This is a genomic window from Streptomyces sp. NPDC058758, from assembly GCF_042746075.1.
Lineage (GTDB): Bacteria > Actinomycetota > Actinomycetes > Streptomycetales > Streptomycetaceae > Streptomyces.
On the sequence record NZ_JBHYPS010000031.1, the window covers coordinates 23,990 to 44,172 of the forward strand.

Annotated in this window: 20 protein-coding genes; 11 read left to right on the forward strand and 9 right to left on the reverse strand. The window is 76.0% G+C overall.

Going from position 1 to position 20,183, the window contains the following annotated elements; all coding sequences use genetic code 11:
- The first annotated feature begins 5 nt into the window (after positions 1-5).
- The 3 genes from ACFW6A_RS28870 (at position 6) to ACFW6A_RS28880 (ending at position 2,258) form a co-directional block, all read left to right on the forward strand.
- Positions 6-917 (forward strand): hypothetical protein, encoded by a 912-nt coding sequence (locus tag ACFW6A_RS28870; RefSeq protein ID WP_351846059.1) that lies wholly within the window; start codon positions 6-8, stop codon positions 915-917.
- Between the two features lie 184 nt (positions 918-1,101).
- Positions 1,102-1,725, forward strand: a complete 624-nt coding sequence (locus ACFW6A_RS28875; protein ID WP_386644095.1) for a cysteine hydrolase family protein — start codon at positions 1,102-1,104, stop codon at positions 1,723-1,725.
- 11 nt (positions 1,726-1,736) lie between these two features.
- Positions 1,737-2,258 carry a GNAT family N-acetyltransferase gene (locus ACFW6A_RS28880; protein ID WP_351846053.1) on the forward strand — a complete coding sequence of 174 codons (522 nt, stop codon included), beginning with the start codon at positions 1,737-1,739 and terminating at the stop codon, positions 2,256-2,258.
- A gap of 90 nt (positions 2,259-2,348) precedes the next feature.
- Here the strand turns inward: ACFW6A_RS28880 and ACFW6A_RS28885 are convergent, their stop codons facing one another.
- Both ACFW6A_RS28885 and ACFW6A_RS28890 read right to left on the reverse strand, forming a co-directional pair.
- A complete protein-coding gene (locus ACFW6A_RS28885) occupies positions 2,349-3,488 on the reverse strand; it encodes an SMI1/KNR4 family protein (protein WP_351846051.1) in 1,140 nt (379 codons plus the stop codon).
- A gap of 100 nt (positions 3,489-3,588) precedes the next feature.
- Entirely contained in the window at positions 3,589-4,170 is a 582-nt protein-coding gene (locus tag ACFW6A_RS28890; protein ID WP_351846048.1) for an alkylhydroperoxidase, read from the reverse strand.
- Between the two features lie 559 nt (positions 4,171-4,729).
- Between ACFW6A_RS28890 and ACFW6A_RS28895 the strand changes: the two genes are divergently transcribed.
- Both ACFW6A_RS28895 and ACFW6A_RS28900 read left to right on the forward strand, forming a co-directional pair.
- On the forward strand, positions 4,730-5,263 hold the full coding sequence (locus tag ACFW6A_RS28895) for an SSI family serine proteinase inhibitor (RefSeq protein ID WP_386644099.1): 534 nt from the start codon (positions 4,730-4,732) through the stop codon (positions 5,261-5,263).
- Between the two features lie 213 nt (positions 5,264-5,476).
- On the forward strand, positions 5,477-7,615 hold the full coding sequence (locus tag ACFW6A_RS28900; RefSeq protein WP_386644102.1) for a SpoIIE family protein phosphatase: 2,139 nt from the start codon (positions 5,477-5,479) through the stop codon (positions 7,613-7,615).
- 3 nt (positions 7,616-7,618) lie between these two features.
- On the opposite strand, the gene ACFW6A_RS28905 is transcribed toward ACFW6A_RS28900, so the two are convergent.
- Together ACFW6A_RS28905 and ACFW6A_RS28910 are read right to left on the reverse strand one after the other, a co-directional pair.
- Complete coding sequence (locus tag ACFW6A_RS28905; RefSeq protein ID WP_351846039.1) at positions 7,619-8,239, reverse strand: DinB family protein; 621 nt, start codon at positions 8,237-8,239, stop codon at positions 7,619-7,621.
- 144 nt (positions 8,240-8,383) lie between these two features.
- Entirely contained in the window at positions 8,384-8,878 is a 495-nt protein-coding gene (locus tag ACFW6A_RS28910) for an Lrp/AsnC family transcriptional regulator (RefSeq protein WP_351846037.1), read from the reverse strand.
- A 497-nt stretch (positions 8,879-9,375) separates the two neighbouring features.
- Between ACFW6A_RS28910 and ACFW6A_RS28915 the strand changes: the two genes are divergently transcribed.
- From ACFW6A_RS28915 to ACFW6A_RS28930, 4 genes are all read left to right on the forward strand, one after another.
- Positions 9,376-9,933, forward strand: coding sequence for a heme-binding protein (locus tag ACFW6A_RS28915; protein WP_386644105.1), 558 nt, complete (start codon positions 9,376-9,378; stop codon positions 9,931-9,933).
- A 118-nt stretch (positions 9,934-10,051) separates the two neighbouring features.
- Complete coding sequence (locus ACFW6A_RS28920; protein WP_351846031.1) at positions 10,052-10,678, forward strand: ankyrin repeat domain-containing protein; 627 nt, start codon at positions 10,052-10,054, stop codon at positions 10,676-10,678.
- Between the two features lie 268 nt (positions 10,679-10,946).
- Positions 10,947-12,440 (forward strand): FUSC family protein, encoded by a 1,494-nt coding sequence (locus tag ACFW6A_RS28925; protein WP_386644178.1) that lies wholly within the window; start codon positions 10,947-10,949, stop codon positions 12,438-12,440.
- 98 nt (positions 12,441-12,538) lie between these two features.
- Positions 12,539-13,600: a lactonase family protein gene (locus ACFW6A_RS28930; protein ID WP_386644108.1), complete on the forward strand. Its 1,062-nt coding sequence runs from the start codon at positions 12,539-12,541 to the stop codon at positions 13,598-13,600.
- A 114-nt stretch (positions 13,601-13,714) separates the two neighbouring features.
- On the opposite strand, the gene ACFW6A_RS28935 is transcribed toward ACFW6A_RS28930, so the two are convergent.
- Positions 13,715-14,632 carry a hypothetical protein gene (locus tag ACFW6A_RS28935; RefSeq protein WP_351846026.1) on the reverse strand — a complete coding sequence of 306 codons (918 nt, stop codon included), beginning with the start codon at positions 14,630-14,632 and terminating at the stop codon, positions 13,715-13,717.
- Positions 14,633-14,803: 171 nt separating this feature from the next.
- Entirely contained in the window at positions 14,804-15,799 is a 996-nt protein-coding gene (locus ACFW6A_RS28940) for a BadF/BadG/BcrA/BcrD ATPase family protein (protein ID WP_351846023.1), read from the reverse strand.
- Positions 15,800-15,886: 87 nt separating this feature from the next.
- Between ACFW6A_RS28940 and ACFW6A_RS28945 the strand changes: the two genes are divergently transcribed.
- Positions 15,887-16,564, forward strand: a complete 678-nt coding sequence (locus tag ACFW6A_RS28945; protein WP_386486808.1) for a uracil-DNA glycosylase — start codon at positions 15,887-15,889, stop codon at positions 16,562-16,564.
- Positions 16,565-16,595: 31 nt separating this feature from the next.
- Here the strand turns inward: ACFW6A_RS28945 and ACFW6A_RS28950 are convergent, their stop codons facing one another.
- Positions 16,596-17,678: a WD40/YVTN/BNR-like repeat-containing protein gene (locus ACFW6A_RS28950; RefSeq protein WP_386644112.1), complete on the reverse strand. Its 1,083-nt coding sequence runs from the start codon at positions 17,676-17,678 to the stop codon at positions 16,596-16,598.
- Between the two features lie 121 nt (positions 17,679-17,799).
- Positions 17,800-18,879 (reverse strand): NADH:flavin oxidoreductase/NADH oxidase, encoded by a 1,080-nt coding sequence (locus ACFW6A_RS28955; RefSeq protein WP_351846016.1) that lies wholly within the window; start codon positions 18,877-18,879, stop codon positions 17,800-17,802.
- Between the two features lie 214 nt (positions 18,880-19,093).
- Here ACFW6A_RS28955 and ACFW6A_RS28960 point away from each other — a divergent pair, with 214 nt between their 5' ends.
- Entirely contained in the window at positions 19,094-19,474 is a 381-nt protein-coding gene (locus ACFW6A_RS28960) for an ArsR family transcriptional regulator (RefSeq protein WP_351846013.1), read from the forward strand.
- Here ACFW6A_RS28960 and ACFW6A_RS28965 read toward each other — a convergent pair.
- The gene (locus ACFW6A_RS28965; protein ID WP_351846011.1) at positions 19,452-20,099 is read right to left on the reverse strand and encodes a DUF305 domain-containing protein; all 648 of its coding nucleotides are present in this window, start codon (positions 20,097-20,099) and stop codon (positions 19,452-19,454) included. The genes ACFW6A_RS28960 and ACFW6A_RS28965 overlap by 23 nt on opposite strands.
- Positions 20,100-20,183: the final 84 nt, after the last annotated feature.

Sequence of the window (20,183 nt, forward strand, 5' to 3'; positions counted from 1 at the left end):
GGCCGATGACGGCGCGTGCCGCCGGGCGGGACGGGGCGGGCCCCGCCGCTGCCGCCACCGCTGCCGCCGTGTCCGCTCCCGGCCGCGAACTCTCCGCCGCCGTCGTCGTGCTGAGCACCGTCGTCGCCGTCGTCAGCCTCGGCGTCGGCTCGTTCCTCGCGATCGCGGGCGCCGCCGGGTACGCGGCCGGCGCCTGGGTCTCGCCGGAGCCGCTCAGCCCGGGACTCGTCGGCGCGGCCATGGTGGGCGTGGCCCCCGGGCTGTTCGCCCTGGGGCGGGCCGACAGCTGGGAGGAGGCACGGAGCCTGTACCTGCCGTTGGTGGTCGTCCTGGTGGGCCTGTCCGCCGTCACCCTCCTCAACGCCGGCACCCTCCGCGTCGCCGTGGGCGGCCCGCTCTTCCCGGTCCTCTTCAGCCTCGGCTGGGTCCCGGTCGTGGGCGCCCTCGCGCCGGCCTCCGTCGGCTGCCTCGCCGCCCAGTACCGCAGACCGGCCGCCGGACCGTCCCGCACGGGCTCCGCGCCGGTGCCGGTGCCCGCCTGGTCCAGGCCGCTGCTCGCCATCCTCGGGTCGGGATGGCTCGGCGTCGGCGCCGGGCTCCTCTTCCTGCCGGGTTTCTGGGGCGCGTTCGTGCCGTGGACGGTGAACCGCGCCGACGCCCAGGGCCTCGGCGTGTGGGCGCTGTCGCTCGGCGTCGGCGTCCTCGGCTCGCTCGCCGAGGGCGATCTTGCGCGCAGCCGCCCCGCCCTGCGGGCCGTCCCCGCGATCGCGGTCGCCTGCGGGATCGTGCTCGCCGTCCGTGCCCCGGACGTCGCCTGGGGCTCGGGCGGCGCGGTCTCCCTCCTCGCCCTGCTTGGCGGACTGCTCGTCACCGGCGTCACCGGGCGGCTCCTGCTCGCCCGGGCGAACAGGAGTTGAGCGGGGCGGCGCCGGGAGGGGAGGGGAGGGGCAGTGCCGGGCCGAGCGGAGCCGTGCCGGGCGGGAAAGACGTGGAAGGCGTGGGCAAGGGGCGGGAGGCGCGGGAAGGGGGAAGGGGCAGGGGCTGCGGGCGTTTCCCGGAAACCCCGTGGAGCGGCCGGGGCGGACGCGTGATGATGGCCGGATGATCACGCAGACGCCGCCGCCTCCTCCACCCCCTGCTCCTCCTTCGCTTCCGCCGGTGGACACGCTCCTCGTCGTCGACGTCCAGTCGGCCTTCGTCACCGGCGACGGCGCGGTGCCCGACGCCGCCCGGCTCGTCGACCGCACCGCCGGACTGATCGCCCGGGCCCGCGCCGCCGGCGCGCTCGTCGTCCACCTCCAGAACGACGGGCCGCCCGGCGGGGAGGACGAACCCCACACCCCCGGCTGGGAGTTGCACCACCCCGTCGAGCCCGGCCCCACCGAGGCCGTCGTCCGCAAACCGTACGACGACGGCTTCCGCGACACCGGCCTCGGCGACCTGCTCGCGGGCCACGGCACCCGGGCCGTCGCCGTGTGCGGGGTGATGTCGGAGATGTGCGTCCAGGCCACCGCCCGTACGGCCCTCGACCGCGGCTACCGCGTCGTCGTCCCCCACGACGCCCACGCCACCCAGGACTGCCCGGCCGTTCCCGGCGTCGCCGACGCCGTCCCGGCCGCGGTGGTCTCCCGCGTCGCCGCGTACGCCCTCGGCTCCGACGCGGAGGTCACCGTCCCGGCGGCCGCCGTCTCCTTCGCCCCGCCGCCGGCGGCCGGCGCCGTGTGAGGATCGGCCCCGTGACCGAACTCCACGTCCGCCGGGCCGGCGAGGCCGACCTCGCCACCCTCGTCCGCCTCCGCGACGACGCCGCCCGCTGGATGCTCGACCGGGGCATCACCGGCCAGTGGCGGCCCGGGGAGCTGCGCGAGGACCACTTCCGCCGGATCATGACCAGCGGCGAGGTCTGGCTCGCGGAGGGCGGCGGCCGCGTCGCCGGCGCCTGGGAGCTGTGGTGGGACGACGAGGACGCCTGGGGGCCGCGGCCGCCCGACGCCGGTTACGTCCACCGGCTCATGGTGGACCGCGCCGCCGCACCTGGGACCGGGCGGCTGCTGCTCGCCGCCGCGGAGGACCGCGTTGCCGAGGCCGGCCGGACCCGGGTGCGCCTGGACTGCCTGGCCACCAACCCGAAGCTCACCGCCTACTACCGGGACGCCGGTTACCGCGTCGTCGGCACGAAGGACGGCAAGCCGCAACCGGGCGGCCCGGCCAAGTCCTTCACCCTGCTGGAGAAGCGACTCCCGGCGCGTTCCTCGTAGCGCTCGCCGCCGAAGCCGGCGCCACGGCGTGAACGCGCGGGTCGTCACCTACCCCCGCGGCCGGCTGCCGCGGAACCGCGACCCCCGGGATCACTCCTGGTCCTGGGCGTACTGGGCCGCGTACCAGCCGGAGTCGATGGCGGGGTTGCGCAGCGCTCCCCAGAAGCGGTCGTCGGGTATCGGGGGCAGTGGCGCACGGCCCAGGTCCGCATGGAGATCCGCGCGCCAGTCGAGAGTGAAGTGGCTCCGCACGGTCGCGCTCTCGCACACGGACCTGTACGGGGACCCCCAGATCCCGAGCGCTATCCGCTCCGCGGCCCACCTGCGCGTGTGGTCCCGTCGGGCGTCGGCCTGCGCGAGCACCGCGCGGAGGCGCAGGGCGAGCGGGCCGGTCCGGTTCGGCGGGGCCGCGCCGCGCTCCCAGGCGTCCAGGGCCGCCGCGACCTCCGGGTAGTCGTTCAGCCCCGTCTCGACCGCCAGTCTGCGCACCTGCTTCCGCGCGGCCTCGGCCACCCGCTCAGGCGGCAGGGTCGCGATCAGCGCGCCGAGTTCCTCGTGCTCGTCCAGGTGGCTCACGTGGAGGAGGTCGGTGGGGCCGTAGGACAGGTCCAGCTCCGGCAACCGCTCGTCCGGCCCGGGAAGGGGCTCGCCGGCACCGTACTCCCGCCTAGCGGGCAGGGGCGTCTCCCAGAACAGCCGGCCGTTGAACGTGACGACACCGGCCTCCCGGCCGCGCTCGAGCGCGGCGGCCAGTTCGGCCAGGTGCTCACCCAGCGAGCCGGCCACCCCGAAACGGGTGCCGGTCTCGTCGAAGAACCGCCCGATGGCACCGAAGGAGTCCCGCCCCGTGCGGCAGTCCACCAGAAGGCCGTCCGACGTCGCGTCGTAGGAGCCGAACTTCACGTAGCCGTGGAGCCAGTAGTCCTCGGTCTCCCCGTCGGGACCCTGGTCGATGCCGCGCAGGAACCCGGTGTCCCCGAGGATTCCGCTCACTCCGAGCAGCCGGTCGCCCGTATCGAACCGGAAGGCCTCGGGGCCCTCCACCGCCCCGTCGTGCCGCAGGAGCGAGGCGACCAGGTCCGGAGGAAAGACGACCCCCAGTTCCTGCTGCGCCGCTGCGATCTCCTCGTCTCCCGCGGGCGGCCGGAGCGTGGCGAACGTGCGGGGCGCGTGCTCGCGCAGCCACGCGTCGATGCGGGTCCATGCCTCCTGGACCAGGTCTGTTGTCATGGGGCCGACCTTAGAGCCGGCGGCTGACAACGGCCCGGCCGTCGCGCCGGCCGGACCCTCCCGCCCGGAGGGGAGGAGGGCGGCGCCGGGCACCGCGAGGTCAGCGGGGTGCGTCCGGCCGGTCCACGGGAGCCGGCTGGATGCCGGCGAGGAGGTTGAAGGCGCCGGTGAGCAGGTTGAGGCTGACGACCCCGACCACCTCGGCGATGACCCGGTCGCTCCAGCCGTGCGCCCGCACCTCTGCCACGTCCGCGTCGCCGAGCGCGCTCGGCTCGGCGAGGACCTTGAGCGCGAGGCCGATGAGCGCCGCCTCGCGGGGATCGGTGGAAGTGCCCTGGCGGGCCAGGGAGATGTCCGGCTCGGTCAGCCCGGCCGCCCGGCCCGCCGACTCGTGCGCCTCGCGGCAGGTGCCGCAGCCGATCCACTCCTGGACGGCGAGCGACAGCTTCTCGCTGAGCGCGCGGGGGATCTTCACCCGCTTCATCGCGCGGGACAGGCTCAGGTACCCCTCGATCACGGCGGGCGAGTTGGCCATCGTGGAGACCATCTCGCCCGCCGAACCGTGCCGTTCGACGATGTCCCCGAGGAGTTCGCGGGCCCGGCCCTGGGCCTGGTCGGGGGTGAGCGCCGGCAGTCGGCGGGCGGGGGCGGTGCCGGTCGTGGCGGTGCTGGTCGTGGTCATGCGTTCCTCCTCGTTATACCCGTGGGGGGTATAACGAGGAGGCGGGGGAGATCGTTCCCGGACGCCGGCTCCCGCGCCCGGTCGGCGGATCCGCGCACCCAGGCTGAGGTGGTGCGGTCCGATCGCGAGCGTCGGCCCGACCGGACCGGCCTCCGTGACGCGGGCGTCGACGCCGTCGCCCCCCCGCCGTGACGCCCGTGCCCCGCCCCTGCCCGTTCTGCATGTCACCCCTTCCGTTCGCGTCCCGGTGGATCAGGGGGCGCTCCGGAAGATCGCCTCCATGGGGGGCGTGAGGAAGGGTGCCGGAGGTGCGCGAACAGCAGTGATTACCCTCTGTGTAGTAAATGGTTCGTTTGAGTCGCCAAGGGTGGGATCCGGCTGTCCGTGCCTCCCCGGGAGCTACGTCGCGCGGGGTCGCGAACGACGCGGCCGATTCCTGGTGCCGGCCGATGCTTTGGTGACGGCCGATACCTGGTGACGGCCGATAGCTGGTGACGGCCGATCGCCGGTGACGCCCGGTGCCCGGTGACCGCCGGCCCCCGGGGATCGTTGACCGGGCATGAACACGCACACCCCCGCCGCGCTGCTGGCCGCCCTCCTGCTGGCCGCCCCCGCCGTCACGGCCTCCCCGTCCGACGGCCCCGCCTCGCAGGGGCCCACCTCGCACGGCCCCACTTCCCACGACCCCGCCTCGCACGCCCCGACCCTCCCGACCCTCCCGGCCGTCACCGTCCCGGTCGCCCCCGTCGCCCCCGCCGGTACGACCGTCCGGCTCACCGTCACCGGCCCCGCCCCGGCCACCACCGCGCCCACGCCCGACGGGGCCACCGCGCCCGCCCCCGCCCCGCGCACCGTCACCCTCCGCTGTGACCCGGCCGGCGGCGACCACCCCCGCGCGGACGAGGCCTGCGCCGATCTGGACGCCACCCAGGGACGCATCGACCGGGAGTCCGACACCGCGTGCATCCTCCTCTACGACCCCGTCGAGGTCCGCGCCGAAGGCGTCTGGCACGGCCGCCCGGTCTCCTTCGCCCGTCAGTACGGCAACACCTGCGAGCTGAACGCCCGCACCGGCGCGGTCTTCGCCTTCTGACCCGAGCGGCCCGCCCGCGCCCCGCATCCTGAGCCCCGCCCCCCGCGTCCCCTCCGCGGCCCCCGCACACCGCCCGTTTCCACGGGGCCAAAGCCCGCCGGCCGGCGGCGCGCATCCGAACGGATGCAGCGCGGGGGCCCGCCGACGGGACCTCGGATAGGGTGATTCGATAGGGATTGCCCCCCGGGGCCAGGCCGATGCGTAGGTCGATGCGTGGACGCTCATCAGTCGTCACCGAGCAGGGTTCCGCAGCCGCCGCGAGCGGCCGTCGGGGACGCGGGCGTGCTCCGGGAACTGCTCCCGATCGCCCTCTGGCGCGAGGACGGCGAGGGCCGCATCGTCGAGTGGTCGCTCGCCGCCCAGGACCTCCTCGGCCACCGCCCCGAGCACGTCCTCGGCCTCCCCGCCTCCCCGCTGCTCGTGCCCGACGCCAACCGGGAGCTCGCCGACCGGCTCACCCGCCGGGTCCAGGCCGGCGAGACCATGGTCGGCACGCTCCCGGTCCGCCACCGGGACGGGCACATGGTCCCCATGGAGATGTGGATCGTGCCCGCCGCCGACCCCACCGGCCGGCCCGGCGCCATGCTCATCGCCGTGGAGACCTCCGAGGTCCTGCGGATGCGGGAGAACCTCGCCGCGATGGAGTCCCTCTTCACCCAGTCGCCCATAGGACTCGCGCTGCTCGGCCCGGACCTGCGCTTCCTCCGCGTCAACGACGCCCTGGCGCGGATGAACGGCGTGGCCGCCGCCGCACACGTCGGCCGCCGCCTCACCGAGGTGGTGCCCGGCGTCAACGCCGCCTCCCTGGAGTCCCTGATGCGGCAGGTCCTCGACTCCCGCACGCCCGTCATCGACGCCCGCCGGGTCGGCCGGACCGCCGCGGACCCCGGCCGCGACCACATCTGGTCCTGCTCCTACGCGCCCCTCGTCGACCGCGGCACCCGCCCCGGCCCGGGCTCCCCCGCCGGCCCCCCGCCCGGTCACCCCGACGGCGCCGCCGAGTCCGCGCGGTCCGGCCGCCCCCTCGGCATCATCGCCTCCCTCGTCGACATCACCGAGAGCCAGGAGGCCCACATCGAGGTCGAACGCGCCCGGCACCGCTTCGCGCTGCTCGCCGAGGCGGGCGCGCGCATCGGCACCACGCTCGACCTGCGGCAGACCGCGGAGGAGGTCGTCCGCTTCCTCGTGCCGCAGCTCTCCGACTCCGCCGACGTGCAGATGCTGGAAGCAGTCCTGGAGCCCGACGACCCCGCCGCCTCCTCCCGGGGCGTGCTGCGCCGCATCGCCGCCGTCTTCCCCGAACCGGTGCCGCCGAGCCCGCTGCTGGGGCCGGGCCAGACCTTCCAGCTGCCCGCCGGCTCCGCGTACGAGCGGCTCGTCCTCGACGGCAGGCCCACCTCCCTCAGCGACAAGGACATCCCGGTCCTCTTCCCGGGGAAGGCCGCCGAGCCGCTGCGCGACTACCTGTCGACCCGCTTCGGGTCCGCCCGCACCGTGCCGCTCGTCGCCCGCGGGCAGGTCCTCGGGGCCGTCACCGTCACCCGCCTCAAGACCCGCGAACCCTTCGACGACCAGGACGCGGTGCTCATCGACGAGGTCGTGGCCCGCGCCGCGCTCAACATCGACAACGCCCGCCTCTACACCACCCAGCGCGCCGCCGCCCTCGCCCTCCAGCGCAGCCTCACCAACAGCGCGCTGCCCGCCGTCACCGGTCTCGAACTGACCGGCCGCTACCTCCCGGCGAGCGCGCACGACGTCGGGGGCGACTGGTTCGACGTGATCGAACTGCCCGGCGGCCGCACCGGACTCGTCATTGGCGACGTCATGGGGCACGGCATCCACGCGGCCGCCGTCATGGGCCAACTCCGCACCGCTGTGCGGACCCTGGCCCGCCACGACATCCCGCCGACCGAGATGCTGCGCTCCCTCGACGCCGTCGTCGCCGACCTCGGCGAGGACACCATGGCGACCTGCCTGTACGCCGTGCACTCCCCGGTCACCGGCACCTGGACGATCGCCCGCGCCGGCCACCTGCCGCCGGCCGTGGTCACGCCCGAGGGCGCGGTCTCCTTCCTCCAGGGGCCGCCGGGCACCCCGCTCGGCACGGGCGCCCACGACTTCGGCACGGAGGAGCTCCCGCTGTCGCCCGGCGGACTGCTCGTGCTCTACACGGACGGGCTGATCGAGGCCAGGGACCGCGACCTCGACGAGGGGATGCGGCAGCTCGGCCGCGCCCTCGGCCGGGCCGACGGCCCGCTGGACGAGGTCTGCGACGGGGTCCTGGCCCGGCTCCTCGTGGACCCGGCCCAGGACGACGTGGCCCTCGTCCTGGCCCGGACGACGGCCGGCTGAGGGTCAGGCGTTCCGGATCCGGTACAGGTCGCGGAGGAGCGCGATCTCCGCGCCGTGGTGCAGGAGTTCCTGGTTCACCCACCAGACGACCTCCAGGAACGGCTCCTCGGCGTCGCCCCCGTGCGGATAGGTGCAGTGCCCGACCGTGTCCAGCTCCTCGTCCCCGACGGAGAGCAGCGCCCCGCGCCACTGCTCCGCGGCCGCGTCGAAGGCGGCGATCGCCGACGCCGCGTCGCCGGCCGCGCGGTAGTCGTCGCGGGTCAGCGAACGGGTGCCGTTCGTGTGGTCGGCGCGGAGCGCCAGCAGCTCGCTCAGGTGGGCGAGCCGCCAGGCGAGGGTGGTGAACGGCGGCGGCACGGGATGCGGGTACGGAGCGCTCTCCCGGCCCCACTCGCCGGCGCCGCTCAGCAGCGTGCCGCCCGCCCCGGTCCAGCCCTCCTGCCGCCGCACCGACCAGCAGCCGGGACCCGGCTCCCACAGGTACTCGGCGTCGGTCATCGGCCCCACCGGCACGTCCGTGCCGTTGCCGCTGTTCACCACCGGCCCGGCCAGACGGTCCGTCAGCCGCTGTCGTGCGAAGTCGAACTGGGCGAGAAGCGGGGCGAGTCGGTCGGGTACCGCCATGGGACGCTCCGGTGCGTGGGAGGACAGGACGCCCGTACCCTGCCACGCGTCCCCGCTTCCCGCACCCGAGTTACCTCCCGCCGGCCCGCGGCCGCGCACCCGAGCCCCCGGCGGGCCCGCGCCCGAGCTTCCGGGAGCCCCGTCCTACCGTCCTCCGCCGCGCCGCTCCCCGCCGCTCCGGCCCATCGACTCCACCAGCGGCAGCATCCGGTGGGCGACGCGTTCGCGGAGCGCGATCTCGGTGCGGGTGCGGACCACGCCCGGCAGCTGGATGAGCCGCTGGATGACGTCCTCCAGGTGGCCCGCGTCCCGGGCCACCACCCGGGTGAGCAGATCGCCCCCGCCGGTGATGGAGAAGGCCTCGACGATCTCCGGCACGGCGGCCAGCGCGTCGCCGACCTCGTCGAGATGGCCCTGCGTGACCTCCACGTGGACGAAGGCGAGCACCGGGTGGCCGAGCGCGGCGGGGGAGAGGACCGGTCCGGTGGCCGTGATCACCCCGTCCCGTTCGAGCCGGTCGATGCGGGCCTGTACGGTGCCCCGGGCGACGCCCAGGAGGCGCGCGTACTCCCGCACGCTGGTGCGCGGCTGCTCGATCAGGAGCCGCAGGATGCGGGTGTCGAGTTCGTCCACCGCCATGACGTGCCGGCCTCCCCGTGCCCGCCGGGAGGGGGCCGCCCGGCGTGATGGTCCGCCCGGCGGGGCGATCCGCCGGAACGGTCCCGACTGTACCCAGCGGGCCGCCCGCCACCCCCGAGGGGCGCGTTCCCCGCCGCCACGCGCGCGCGTGCGAGGGCCGGCCGCGCACCCGGTCTCCCCGCGCGCGTGCTCCGTCCCCCTGCGCGCGTGCCCCGCCCCCCGCTCCCCGCCCTCCTCCCCGCGCGCGTGCCCCGCCGCCGTCCCTCGCCCGCTCCCCGCGCGTACCGCACCCCGCCCGGGCCGGGGTCGTCCGATCGGCTGACCCTCCGGTCCGTCGGGCGGGGCCGCACGACCAGCCGCCGGGCCGACCGTCCGGGGCCCGCACCGCGCCCAGGATGGAGTGCGGAGCGGGACGGCGAGACGGCCTCCCGGTCTCCCGGACCCCGGCGACCGCCGGGCCCGCCGCACCCGCCGTCCACCACGAGGAGTGTCCGACCATGAAGCAGATCTCGAAGCGTGCCCGTGTCCTGACCGGTGGTGCGGCCCTGGTCGCCCTGGGCGCCGGCGCCTTCGGCGCGGTCTCGGCGAACGCCGCGACCCCGGCCGCCGCTCCCGCCGCCGTCGTCAAGGCCGACGCGAAGAACAAGAACACCACCACCAGCACCCACCTGACGATCGACGCCGCCACCAAGGCCGCGCGGGCCGCCCTGGACGCCGCCGAGAAGGAGAACCAGCGGGTCTCCGTCGCGGTCGTCGACCGCAACGGCAACACGATCGTCACCCTGCGCGGCGACGGCGCCGGCCCGCAGTCCTACGAGTCCGCCGAGAAGAAGGCGTACACCGCCGTCTCCTGGAACGCCCCCACCACCGAGCTCGCCAAGCGCCTGGAGCAGGCCCCGAACCTGAAGGACATCCCGGGCACCCTCTTCCTCGGCGGCGGCGCCCCCGTCACCGCGAAGAACGCCCCCATCGCCGGCGTCGGCGTCGCGGGCGCCCCCTCCGGCGACCTCGACCAGAAGTTCGCCCAGGCCGGCGTCGACGCCCTCGCGAAGTGACGCGACAGCGCCGCCGGGCCCCGCAAGGCCCCGACGGCGTCCGGCCACGCCCGTCCGGACGCCGTCGGCCTCCGCGGCCCTCCACCCCCAGTCCGCCGTCGGCCCCGAGGAGACCGCCGTGACCGCCGCACCCCACCACCGGCTCCTCGCCGCCGCCCGCCGGGGCGACGCCGACGGCGTCCGCGCCGCCCTCGCCGACGGGGCCGGAACCGAGACCCGTGACGAGGAGCTGCGCTCCCCGCTGCTGCTCGCCGTGCTCGGCGACCACGTCGAGACCGCCCGCGCGCTCGTCGCAGCCGGCGCCGACGTCAACGCCCAGGACGCCCGGCACGACAGCCCCTGGCTGGCCACCGGGGCCACCGGCAGCGTGGCGATGCTGCGGGTGCTGCTCGCGGCGGACCCCGCCCCCGACTTCCGGCTGACCAACCGCTTCGGCGGCACCAGCCTCATCCCCGCCGCCGAACGCGGCCACGTGCCGTACGTCCGGGCCGTCCTGCGCGACACCCCGGTCGACGTGGACCACGTCAACGACCTCGGCTGGACCGCCCTCCTGGAGGCCGTGATCCTCGGTGACGGCGGCCCCGCCCACCAGAAGGTCGTCGCGCTGCTGCTCGCCGCGGGGGCCGACCCCGGGCTCGCCGACTCGTACGGCACCACGGCCCTGGAGCACGCCGAGCGGCGCGGCCACACCGCGCTCGCCGCCCTGCTGCGCCGTACCCCCGCGACTCCGGCCACCCTGGCCTGAGGTGGTCCACCGGCTCACACATGGGCCACTTCCAGCAGTGCCTACCGGGCCAATGGCACAGCGTTCCGGACGCGATTTGAGCCAAGCGCCCGGTCGGTGTTTCCCTGGGTTCCATCAGATGTTCTCGGCGCCGCAGCGCCGGGACGGCGACGAGGCCGTCCCGGACGCCGGCGCCTTCGTCGTGTCCGTGCGCGCCCCACCACCCCCGGGGCAGGGCGCACGGCGGACGAGCGGCAAGACGAGGGGGCGGCCGACCGCCGTGAAGAGGATGTTCGTGGCTCCGGATCCGGGGCTCCTCCGGCTCAGGACCGGATTGCGCGCGGTGCTCGGCATCGCGCTCGCGGTGACCGTCGCCGAGCTGGCCGGTTTCTCGCTGACCGCGTCGATCACCGGAGGACTGGCGGCGCTGCTCGCCCTGTTCACCGTCACCGACGGCACCGTCCGCGGCCAGGCCGTCACCACCCTGCTGCTGCCGCTCGCCGGCTTCCCGGTCCTCGCGCTGGCCACGCTGCTGCACGACCACACCCTCCTGCGGGACACGGCCTTCCTGCTCGTCGTCCTCGGCGGCGTCTACGCCCGGCGCTGGGGCCCCCGGGGCCACGCCCTCGGCATCTTCGCCTTCATGAACTTCTTCAGCACCCAGTTCCTGCACGCCGTGCCCGCCCAGCTCCCCGAGCTGTACGCGGCCGTCGGCATCGCCCTCGCGGCGGCGGGCACGGTGCGCTTCGCGCTCTGGCCGATCGAGCGGCGCACCCCGCCGCCCGCCGCCCCCGCCCCGCTCCCCGGCACCGGCCTCGCCCGGATCACCACCCGGCAGGCGATCCAGGCCACCGCGGCCTGCGCGGTGGCCCTCGGCATCGGCCAGGTGCTCTCCGAGGACCGCTGGTACTGGGCCGTCGGCACCACCTGGTGGATCTTCGTGAACACCGTCTCCCGGGGCGAGACCCTGGTGCGCGGCTTCCGCCGCTTCCTCGGCACGCTGCTCGGCATCGCGGTCGGCATGGTCGTCGCCCTCCCGCTGCACGGCGCCCCGCTGCCCACCGCCCTCCTGGTCGCCGTCTGCGTCTTCGGGATCTTCTACACCGCGCCGCTCTCCTACAGCTGGATGATGCTCGCGGTCACCGTCATGGCCGGACTCCTCTACGGGCTCCTCGGCGTCCTGGACCCGGCGCTGCTCGTCCTGCGGCTGGAGGAGACCGTGGTCGGCGCCGTCTGCGCCGCCCTCGCGGTCCTGCTGATCCTGCCGGTCACCACCCACGCGATCAACGACGCCTGGATCCAGCGCTCCCTGCGCGCCGTCCACGCGGCGACCGCCGCCTCCGAGCGGCGGCTGGCCGGCGACGAGCGGGCGGACCCGAGCCCGCACGTGGCCGAGCTCGACCTGCTGCTCGGCCGGGTGCGGCTCTCGCTGGCCCCGCTCGTCCACCCGCTGAGCCCCTTCCGCGAGCGCAAGGGGCGCGCCCGTCAGGTCCTCGGCCTGCTCGACGAGTGCGCCGCCGAGGTCCGCGGTCTCGCGGCCGTAGCCGCCGATCCGGACGCCAGCCACGACGCCCGGCTCGCCGCCGCCTGCTGGCGCGTCGAGACGGCCGTGGAACGGCTCACCTCGCCCCGTGCGCCGGAGCCCGTCCCGGCCGCCGAGCCCGAGGCCGTGCCCCATCCGGCCCCCGCCGCCCTCGGACACGTCAGCGGCCTGGAGCGGCTGCTCGCCGCCCTCGACGAGCCGCTGCGCACCCCGCCCGGCTCCCTCCTCGTCCGCTCCTGACGGCGCCCGCCGCCCACTGATCGAACTTGGTCTAGACCGCCTGCTAACGTCGCCGCAGACGGCCGGTCGCAGCGACCGGCCCGGGGCAGGGAGGCGCCGTGGGCGGGACCGACGAGACACATGGGTGGGGAGCGGGGCCGGTACGGGCCTACCTCGGCTCCTTCACCTCGGCGGGGGGCCGCGGCGTGCTGGCCGCCGACGTCGATCCGGCGACCGGCGCGCTCACCGTCACCGGCGGCACCGACGCCGTGCCCGACCCCTCCTACCTCGCCCTCGCCGGCGGCGTCCTCTACGCCGTCTCCGAGACCGAGCCGGGCGCCGTGGCGGCCCTCGCCCCCGCGGGGCCCGCGCCGCGCCCGCTCGGCGCCCCCGTGCCCGTCGACGGCTCCGGCCCCACCCACCTCGCCGTTACCGGCGGCCACCTCCTCACCGCCAACTACACCTCCGGCAGCGTCACCGTCCTGCCGCTGGCCGGGGACGGCGTCCCGGGTCCCGCCACCGCCGTCCTGCACCACGAGGGCAGCGGCCCGGTCGCCGACCGGCAGGCCGCGCCCCACGCCCACCAGGTGGTTCCCGACCCGAGCGGCCGCTGGGTGCTCAGCGTCGACCTCGGCACCGACTCCGTGCGGGTCTGCGCCCTCGACCCCGCCACCGGCGCCCTCCGGCTTCACGGGGAGACCGTCCTGCGGCCCGGCTACGGCCCCCGCCACCTGGCCTTCCACCCGGACGGCCGCCACCTGTACGTCGTCGGGGAACTGGAGCCCGCCGTCACCGTCTGCCGCTGGGACGCGGAGCGCGGCGAGCCGACGCCGCTGGCGGAGATCCCGCTCGCCGACACCGACGGCACCTCTCCCGCCCACCCCTCGGCCGTCGTCGTGGCACCGGACGGGCGCTTCCTGTGGGTCGCGGTGCGCGGCACCGACACCCTCGCCGTCCTCGTCCTCTCCCCGGCGGGCGACGAGGCGATCCGCTCGGCCACCGTGCCCTGCGGCGGCTCCTGGCCCCGCGACCTGGCCCTCGACCCGTCGGGGCGGCGGCTCTACGCGGCGAACGAGCGGTCCGGGGACGTCACCTGGTTCGACGTCGACCCGGAGACCGGCACGCCGGTCCGCGCCGGCTCCGTCGAGGTCCCGGCGGTCACCTGCGTCGTCTTCGGCTGACACGGCTCCGGGGCGCGCCCGGAGCCGGAAGGCTCGGCTCCGGGCGGCCGCCGGGCACGCGGAAGGGCCCGCACCGGACGGCTGCCGGTGCGGGCCCTCACGCGGATCCGGGCGTCAGAGCGCCGGGGCCGCCCCGTGCTGCGGGAGGCCGAGCACGGCCGCGTACTGCGAGAGCACGAGCTTGCCGATGGCCGGGTAGGCGCCCAGGGCCTCGGCCGCGGGGCAGCCGGCCTCCTTCGACGCCTCGTCGAGCAGGCCCTCGGCCAGCTCGGGGCCGATCAGGTACGGCGCCAGCGCCAGCTGCACCGCGCCCGCGTCGCGCAGCTGCTCGGCCACGGAGGCGATGGAGCCCTCCTGGTCGAGGGCGGCGGCCATCACCGGCACGGCGAGCCGGGCCGCGAGCAGCATGCCGGTGATCCCGGCGGCCTGCACGGCCTCCTCGCCGCCGACCGTGGCCAGGACGATGCCGTCCGCGGCCGTGGCGACGGTGAAGAGCCGGGCGCGGTCGGCGCGGGCGAGCCCCGCCTCCGACAGGCGCACGTGCAGCGCCTCGGCGAGCAGCGGGTGCGGGCCGAGGACGTCGGTCAGCTCGGCGGTGTTGCCGCTGTCCATGACGGCCTGGCGGATCCGGCGCATGACGGCGCTGTCCGGCCCCGCGAGCAGCGGGACGACGATCGCGGCCGGGCCCTGCGGGGCCTCGACCTCGCGGCCGGCCGCCACGGCGATCCGGTACCGCTCCTCGCGCAGCTCCGCCGCGGCGGTCAGCACGCCGGCCAGCGTCGGGTACTCCTCGCCGTCGCCGTCCACGAAGCCGATCGCGGCCTCCAGGCCGGGCAGCTCGGACCGGGCGATGCTCACCAGCTCCTCGGCCAGCGAGCGTATGGCGGCCGAGGGCGCGCCGGGGACGGCGAGCACCAGGGCGGGAGCGCCCTCGGGCGCCGCCGCCGGGTCGGGGCGACGGTGCCGCCCGGACGGGCGGGGGCGCGGCATTCGTACAGGCAGGCCGTTGGCGGGCCCAGTGGGGGTGCTCATGGCGCCGCATGCTACTGGCTTTGCGGACGGGAGCGTTCGGTGAGGTACGACCCCGTGCCTTCTGCCCCTGTATGTCCGGTCGGAAGTGCGCCACGTCGTGGACCGGACGGTCGTTCGGCACCTCCGCACGTCCCGGACCAGCGGCGATGCCTCCCGGGGGCGGGGGCACCGTCAGAGGATCCGCAGCAGCGCGGGGTCCTCGGGGAACCGCCCGGCGCCCGCCGCGAGCCCCGTGGCCAGTGCCACCGCCCCGTCGAGCGGGTCCCCCGCAGGAGCGACGGCCGCGACCCCGGGCAGCCGTTCCGCGAGCGCCGCCCGCAGCGGTGCGAGGAGCGGCTCGCCGAGCCGGAACAGGCCGCCGGTCAGCGCCACCACGGCCGTCGGGTCCGGCGGGCAGGCCGCCCCGGCGGCGTCCGCGATGTGCTCGGCGGCCCGCTCCAGGATCCCGGCGGCGACCGGATCGTCCGCCGCGCAGGCGGCGACCTCCGGGGCGAACGCGGCCAGGACGGCCGGCCGGTCCGTGCGCGGGTAGAGCGCGGCGGGCAGCCCGGCCGCCGGGCCGTGCAGCTTCTCCGCCCGGGCCAGCAGCGCCGGCGAGCCGCCGCGCCGCCCGTCGTACGCCCGCATCGCGGCCTCCAGGCCGGCCCGGCCGATCCAGGCGCCGCCGCCGCAGTCGCCCAGGAGGTGGCCCCAGCCGTCGGCCCGGCGCCAGCCGCTCAGGTCGGTGCCGAGGGCGATCAGGCCGGTGCCGCCGGCGACGACCGCGCCGGGCCGGGCGCCGAGGGCCCCGGCGTAGGCGGTGACGGCGTCGGCGGCGAGCACCGTCCCGCGCACTCCCCAGGCCTCGGCGAAGGCGCCGGGGAGGACCGCCCGCAGCTCCTCGCCCAGGGTCGCCATCCCGGCGGCCCCCACGGCGGCGGCCAGTACCGGGCGTCCGTCCCCGGCCTCCGCCCGCAGCGCGTCGACGGCCGGCAGCGCCGACTCCAGGAAGTGGGCGGCGGAGATGCCTCCCGGTCCGGTTCGCACGGGGCCCGCGGCGGCCGTCCGGCCGAGCACCGTCCCGTCCGCGGCCCGGGCGAGGGCGACCCGCAGCCCGGACCCGCCCGAGTCGATCCCGACGACCAGCGCGTCCACCGGTCCGCCGCCGCGTTCGCTCTCGGAATCCACGCTGCAACCGTCCTCACCGGGTGGGGTCTGGGGCCCGCAGTCTAGGACGGAGGGCGTTGTCGGTGTAGGCCGCTAGAGTGACGGACCGTGACTGCGAGACCGTTGAACGAACTGGTGGAGCCCGGCTGGGCGAAGGCCCTGGAGCCCGTCGCGGGCCGGGTGGCCGAGATGGGCGACTTCCTGCGGAGCGAGATCGCCGCGGGCCGGACCTATCTGCCCTCCGGGCCGAACGTGCTGCGCGCCTTCCAGCAGCCGTTCGACGACGTGCGGGTCCTGATCGTCGGTCAGGACCCCTACCCCACCCCGGGGATGGCGATCGGCCTGAGCTTCGCGGTGGCCCCCGAGGTGCGGCAGCTGCCGGCCAGTCTCCTCAACATCTTCTGGGAGATGCACACCGACCTGGGCCACCCCCGCCCCTCCAACGGCGACCTCACCCCGTGGACCCGGCAGGGCGTCCTGCTGCTCAACAGGACGCTGACCACCTCCCCGCGCAACGCGGGCGCCCACCGGAACAAGGGCTGGGAGGAGGTCACCGAGCAGGCCATCCGCGCCCTCGCCGCCCGCGGCAAGCCGCTGGTCTCCATCCTCTGGGGCCGTGACGCCCGCAACGCCCGCCCGCTGCTGGGCAGTCTGCCGGCGGTCGAGTCGGCGCACCCGTCCCCCCGCTCCGCGGACCGGGGCTTCTTCGGCTCCCGTCCCTTCAGCCGGGCGAACGAGATGCTGGTCGCCCAGGGCGCCGAGCCGGTGGACTGGCTGCTGCCCTGAGCGGGGTCCCGGCGGGCGGGCGGCGGGAGGTTCAGATCACCGCCGCCCGGACGCACAGGACGTCCGGCAGGTGGGCGGCGAGGAGCCGCCAGCTGTCGCCGTCGTCGTCGCTCGCGTACACCTCGCCGTTGCGGTTGCCGAAGTAGACGCCGGCCGGGTCGGCGTCGTCGGTGCACAGGGCGTCGCGGAGCACCGTGCCGTAGTGGTCGCCCTCCGGGAGTCCCTTGTGCAGGGGCTCCCAGCCGGCGCCCGCGTCCGTGGTGCGGTAGACCCGGCAGCGGCGCCCGGCGGGGACGCGGTCGGAGTCGGCGGCGATGGGGAAGACGTAGGCGGTGCCGGGGCGGTGCGGGTGCGCGGCGACGGCGAAGCCGAAGTCGGAGGGCAGGGGTCCGCCGATGTCCGCCCAGCTGCCGCCGGCGTCGTCGCTGCGGTAGACGCCCCAGTGGTTCTGGAGGTACAGCCGGTCCGGGTCGCCCGCGTCCTGCGCGATCTTGTGGACGCACTGGCCGAACTCCGGGTCGGGGTCGGGCAGGAAGACGGCGGAGACGCCGTGGTTGGACGGGTCCCAGGAGGCGCCGCCGTCCCGGCTGCGGAAGACGCCGGCGGTGGAGACGGCCACGGTGACGGCGTCGGGGTCGTGGCGGTCGGTGACGACGGTGTGCACGGCCTCGCCGCCGCCGCCCGGCACCCACCGGGAGCGGGTCGGGTGCTCCCACAGCGGCCGGACCAGGGCGAAGGAGGCGCCGCCGTCGTCGGAGCGGAAGAGCGCGGCCGGTTCGGTGCCCGCGTAGACGACGCCGGGGGAGTGGGCGGGGGCCGGGTGGAGCTGCCAGACGCGCTCCAGGGAGGCGCCGGTGTCCTGGGGGAACTTGACGGCGGGCGCGGGCGGTTCGGTCCAGCTCCGGCCCAGGTCGTCGGAGTGGAAGACGGACGGGCCCCAGTGGGAGCTGTCGCCGCCGACCAGCAGGCGCGGGGTGTCCGGCCGGGTGTCGATGGCCACCGAGTAGACGGCCTGGGCGGGGAAGTGGGGATCGTCGAACTCCCAGCGCCCGTCGTGCCTGCGGCCGATGAAGAGTCCCTTGCGGGTGCCTACGGTGAGAAGTACGTCGGGCATGGGGCCCACCTCCAGGACGCCGTTGTCACGGATACGGGCCAGTCTGCACCCCACCACTGACAACGGGGTCCGGGACGCCCCGCGGCCGTTCGGTCCCGTGGCGTCCCCGGCGGGCGCGGGGTCAGATCGCCCAGGCGTACTGGGGCGGCGCGGAGGTGGTGGCGCCCAGTGCGCGCGCGGCCCGGCGCGGCCAGGAGGCGTCGCGCAGCAGCTCGCGGCCGAGGAGGACCGCGTCGGCCTCGCCGTTGGCGAGGATCTTCTCGGCCTGCTCGGGCTCGGTGATGAGGCCGACGGCGGCGACCGGCAGTCCGGTCTCGGCCTTGACCCGGGCGGCGAAGGGCACCTGGTAGCCGGGGCCGACCGGGATCCGGGCGGGGCCGCCGTTGCCGCCGCTGGAGACGTCGAGCAGGTCGACGCCGTGCTCGCGCAGCAGCGCGGCGAAGCGGACGGTCTCGTCCGGGGTCCAGCCGGCCTCCTCCAGCCAGTCGGTGGCGGAGATGCGGAAGAAGACGGGGAGTTCCTCGGGCCAGACGGCCCGGACCGCGTCCACGACCTCCAGGGCGAGCCGGGTCCGGTTCTCGAAGGAACCGCCGTAGGCGTCGGTGCGGTGGTTGCTGTGCGGGGAGAGGAATTCGCCGATGAGGTAGCCGTGGGCGCCGTGCACCTCGACGACCTCGAATCCGGCGGCCAGGGCGCGGCGGGCCGCGGCCGCGAAGTGGCCGACGACCTCCCGGATGCCCTCCTCGGTCAGTTCGGTCGGCACCGGGTAGCCCTCGTCGAAGGCGGCCGGGCTCGGCGCGACCGGCTGCCAGGCCTCCTCGGCCGGGGCGGGGCCGCGGCCGAGCCACGGGCGCTGGGTGGAGGCCTTGCGGCCGGCGTGGGCGATCTGGATGCCGGGGACGGTGCCGTGGGCCTTGAGGAAGCCGGCGATCCGGCGCAGGGCCTCGGTCTGGGTGTCGTTCCACAGCCCGAGGTCGGCGGGGCTGATCCGGCCCTCGGGGGTGACGGCGGTGGCCTCGACCAGGATGAGGCCGGCGCCGCCGGTGGCGCGGGAGGCGTAGTGGGCGAAGTGCCAGTCGGTGGCGACCCCGGCGTTCGGGCCGAAGACCTCCGCCGAGTACTGGCACATCGGGGCCATCCAGACGCGGTTCGGGACGGTCAGCGAGCGGAGGGTGTAGGGCTCGAAGAGGGCGGCGCTCATCGGGGGCTCCGTTTCGGGACGGCCGGGGTGCCGGACGGGTGGGGGCCCGGCGGGACGTTCGTACGATACCCATCGTAGTACGTCGACTGTCAAACTACGAGAGTCCTCGTACAATGGAGGCCGTCCCGGTCCCCCTTGCGGGGGGAACCGCCCTCCGGGGGACAATCGTCGCTCGGGAACGAACCGTCCCCCGGGAGAAAGTGGAGCCGCCGCCATGTCGACCCCCGTCAGTCCCCGCCTCCTGGAGCACCCCGCGCGGGACGAGATCCGCCTGGAGCCCGTGCTGCACGCGCTGTCGGATGCCGTACGGCTGCGGATCGTCAGCGAACTGGCGGACGCGGAGACGGAGTTGAGCTGCTCCCACTTCGTGCTCCCGGTCACCAAGTCGACCACCACCCACCACTTCCGGGTGCTCCGCGAGGCCGGCGTCATCCGCCAGGACTACCGCGGCACGGCCAAGCTCAACGGACTGCGCAGGGCCGACCTCGACGCCCTCTTCCCGGGCCTCCTCGACACGGTCCTGGCGGCGGCCGGGGCGCAGGCCGCCCGCCAGGACCCGGCCGCCGGGGACCTCACAGCGACCGCATCCGGTTGATCTCCGCCGTCTGCTGCGCGATCACGTCGTTCGCCATCTCCTCCACCAGCACGTTGTTGCCCTGGGCCAGCACCTCGGCCGCCATGGTCACGGCCCCCTCGTGGTGGGTCACCATCAGCTTCAGGAAGAGCTCGTCGAAGGCCTCGCCCTTCGCCGCGCGCAGCTCCGCGAGCTGGGCCTCGGTCGCCATGCCCGGCATCGAGTGATGGTCGTGCGCGCCCTGCTCCCGGGGCCCGCCGTTCGACTCCAGCCACCCCTCCATGGCGCCGATCTCCGGCTGCTGCGCCGCCGCGATCCGCTCGGCCACCTTCCTGACCTGCGGCGAGCCCGCGCGGGTGGGGGCCAGGGAGGTCATCGTCAGGGCCTGGCGGTGGTGCACGACCATCATCTGCACGTACCGGAAGTCCGCGCCGTTCGGCCGCTCGTCGGGGAGCAGGCTCGCCGCCTCCTCCGGTGAGACCCGCCGGGCCGGCTCGCCGGGCTTCCCCGGCACCACCACCCCGCCCGCCCCGGCCGGTGCGGTGGACTTCGGAGCGGCGGAGCCCGGCCCCGACTCGCAGGCGCCCAGGGCGAGCACGGCCAGCACGGAGAAGGCCACGGCGGCGCGGCGACGACGGATCAGCAACGGTACCTCCAGGGGGATTTACAGGTACAGGGGCCGTTCCTAGCACTTCTTGCGGGGGAGTTGCCCAGGTTCCTTCATTACATC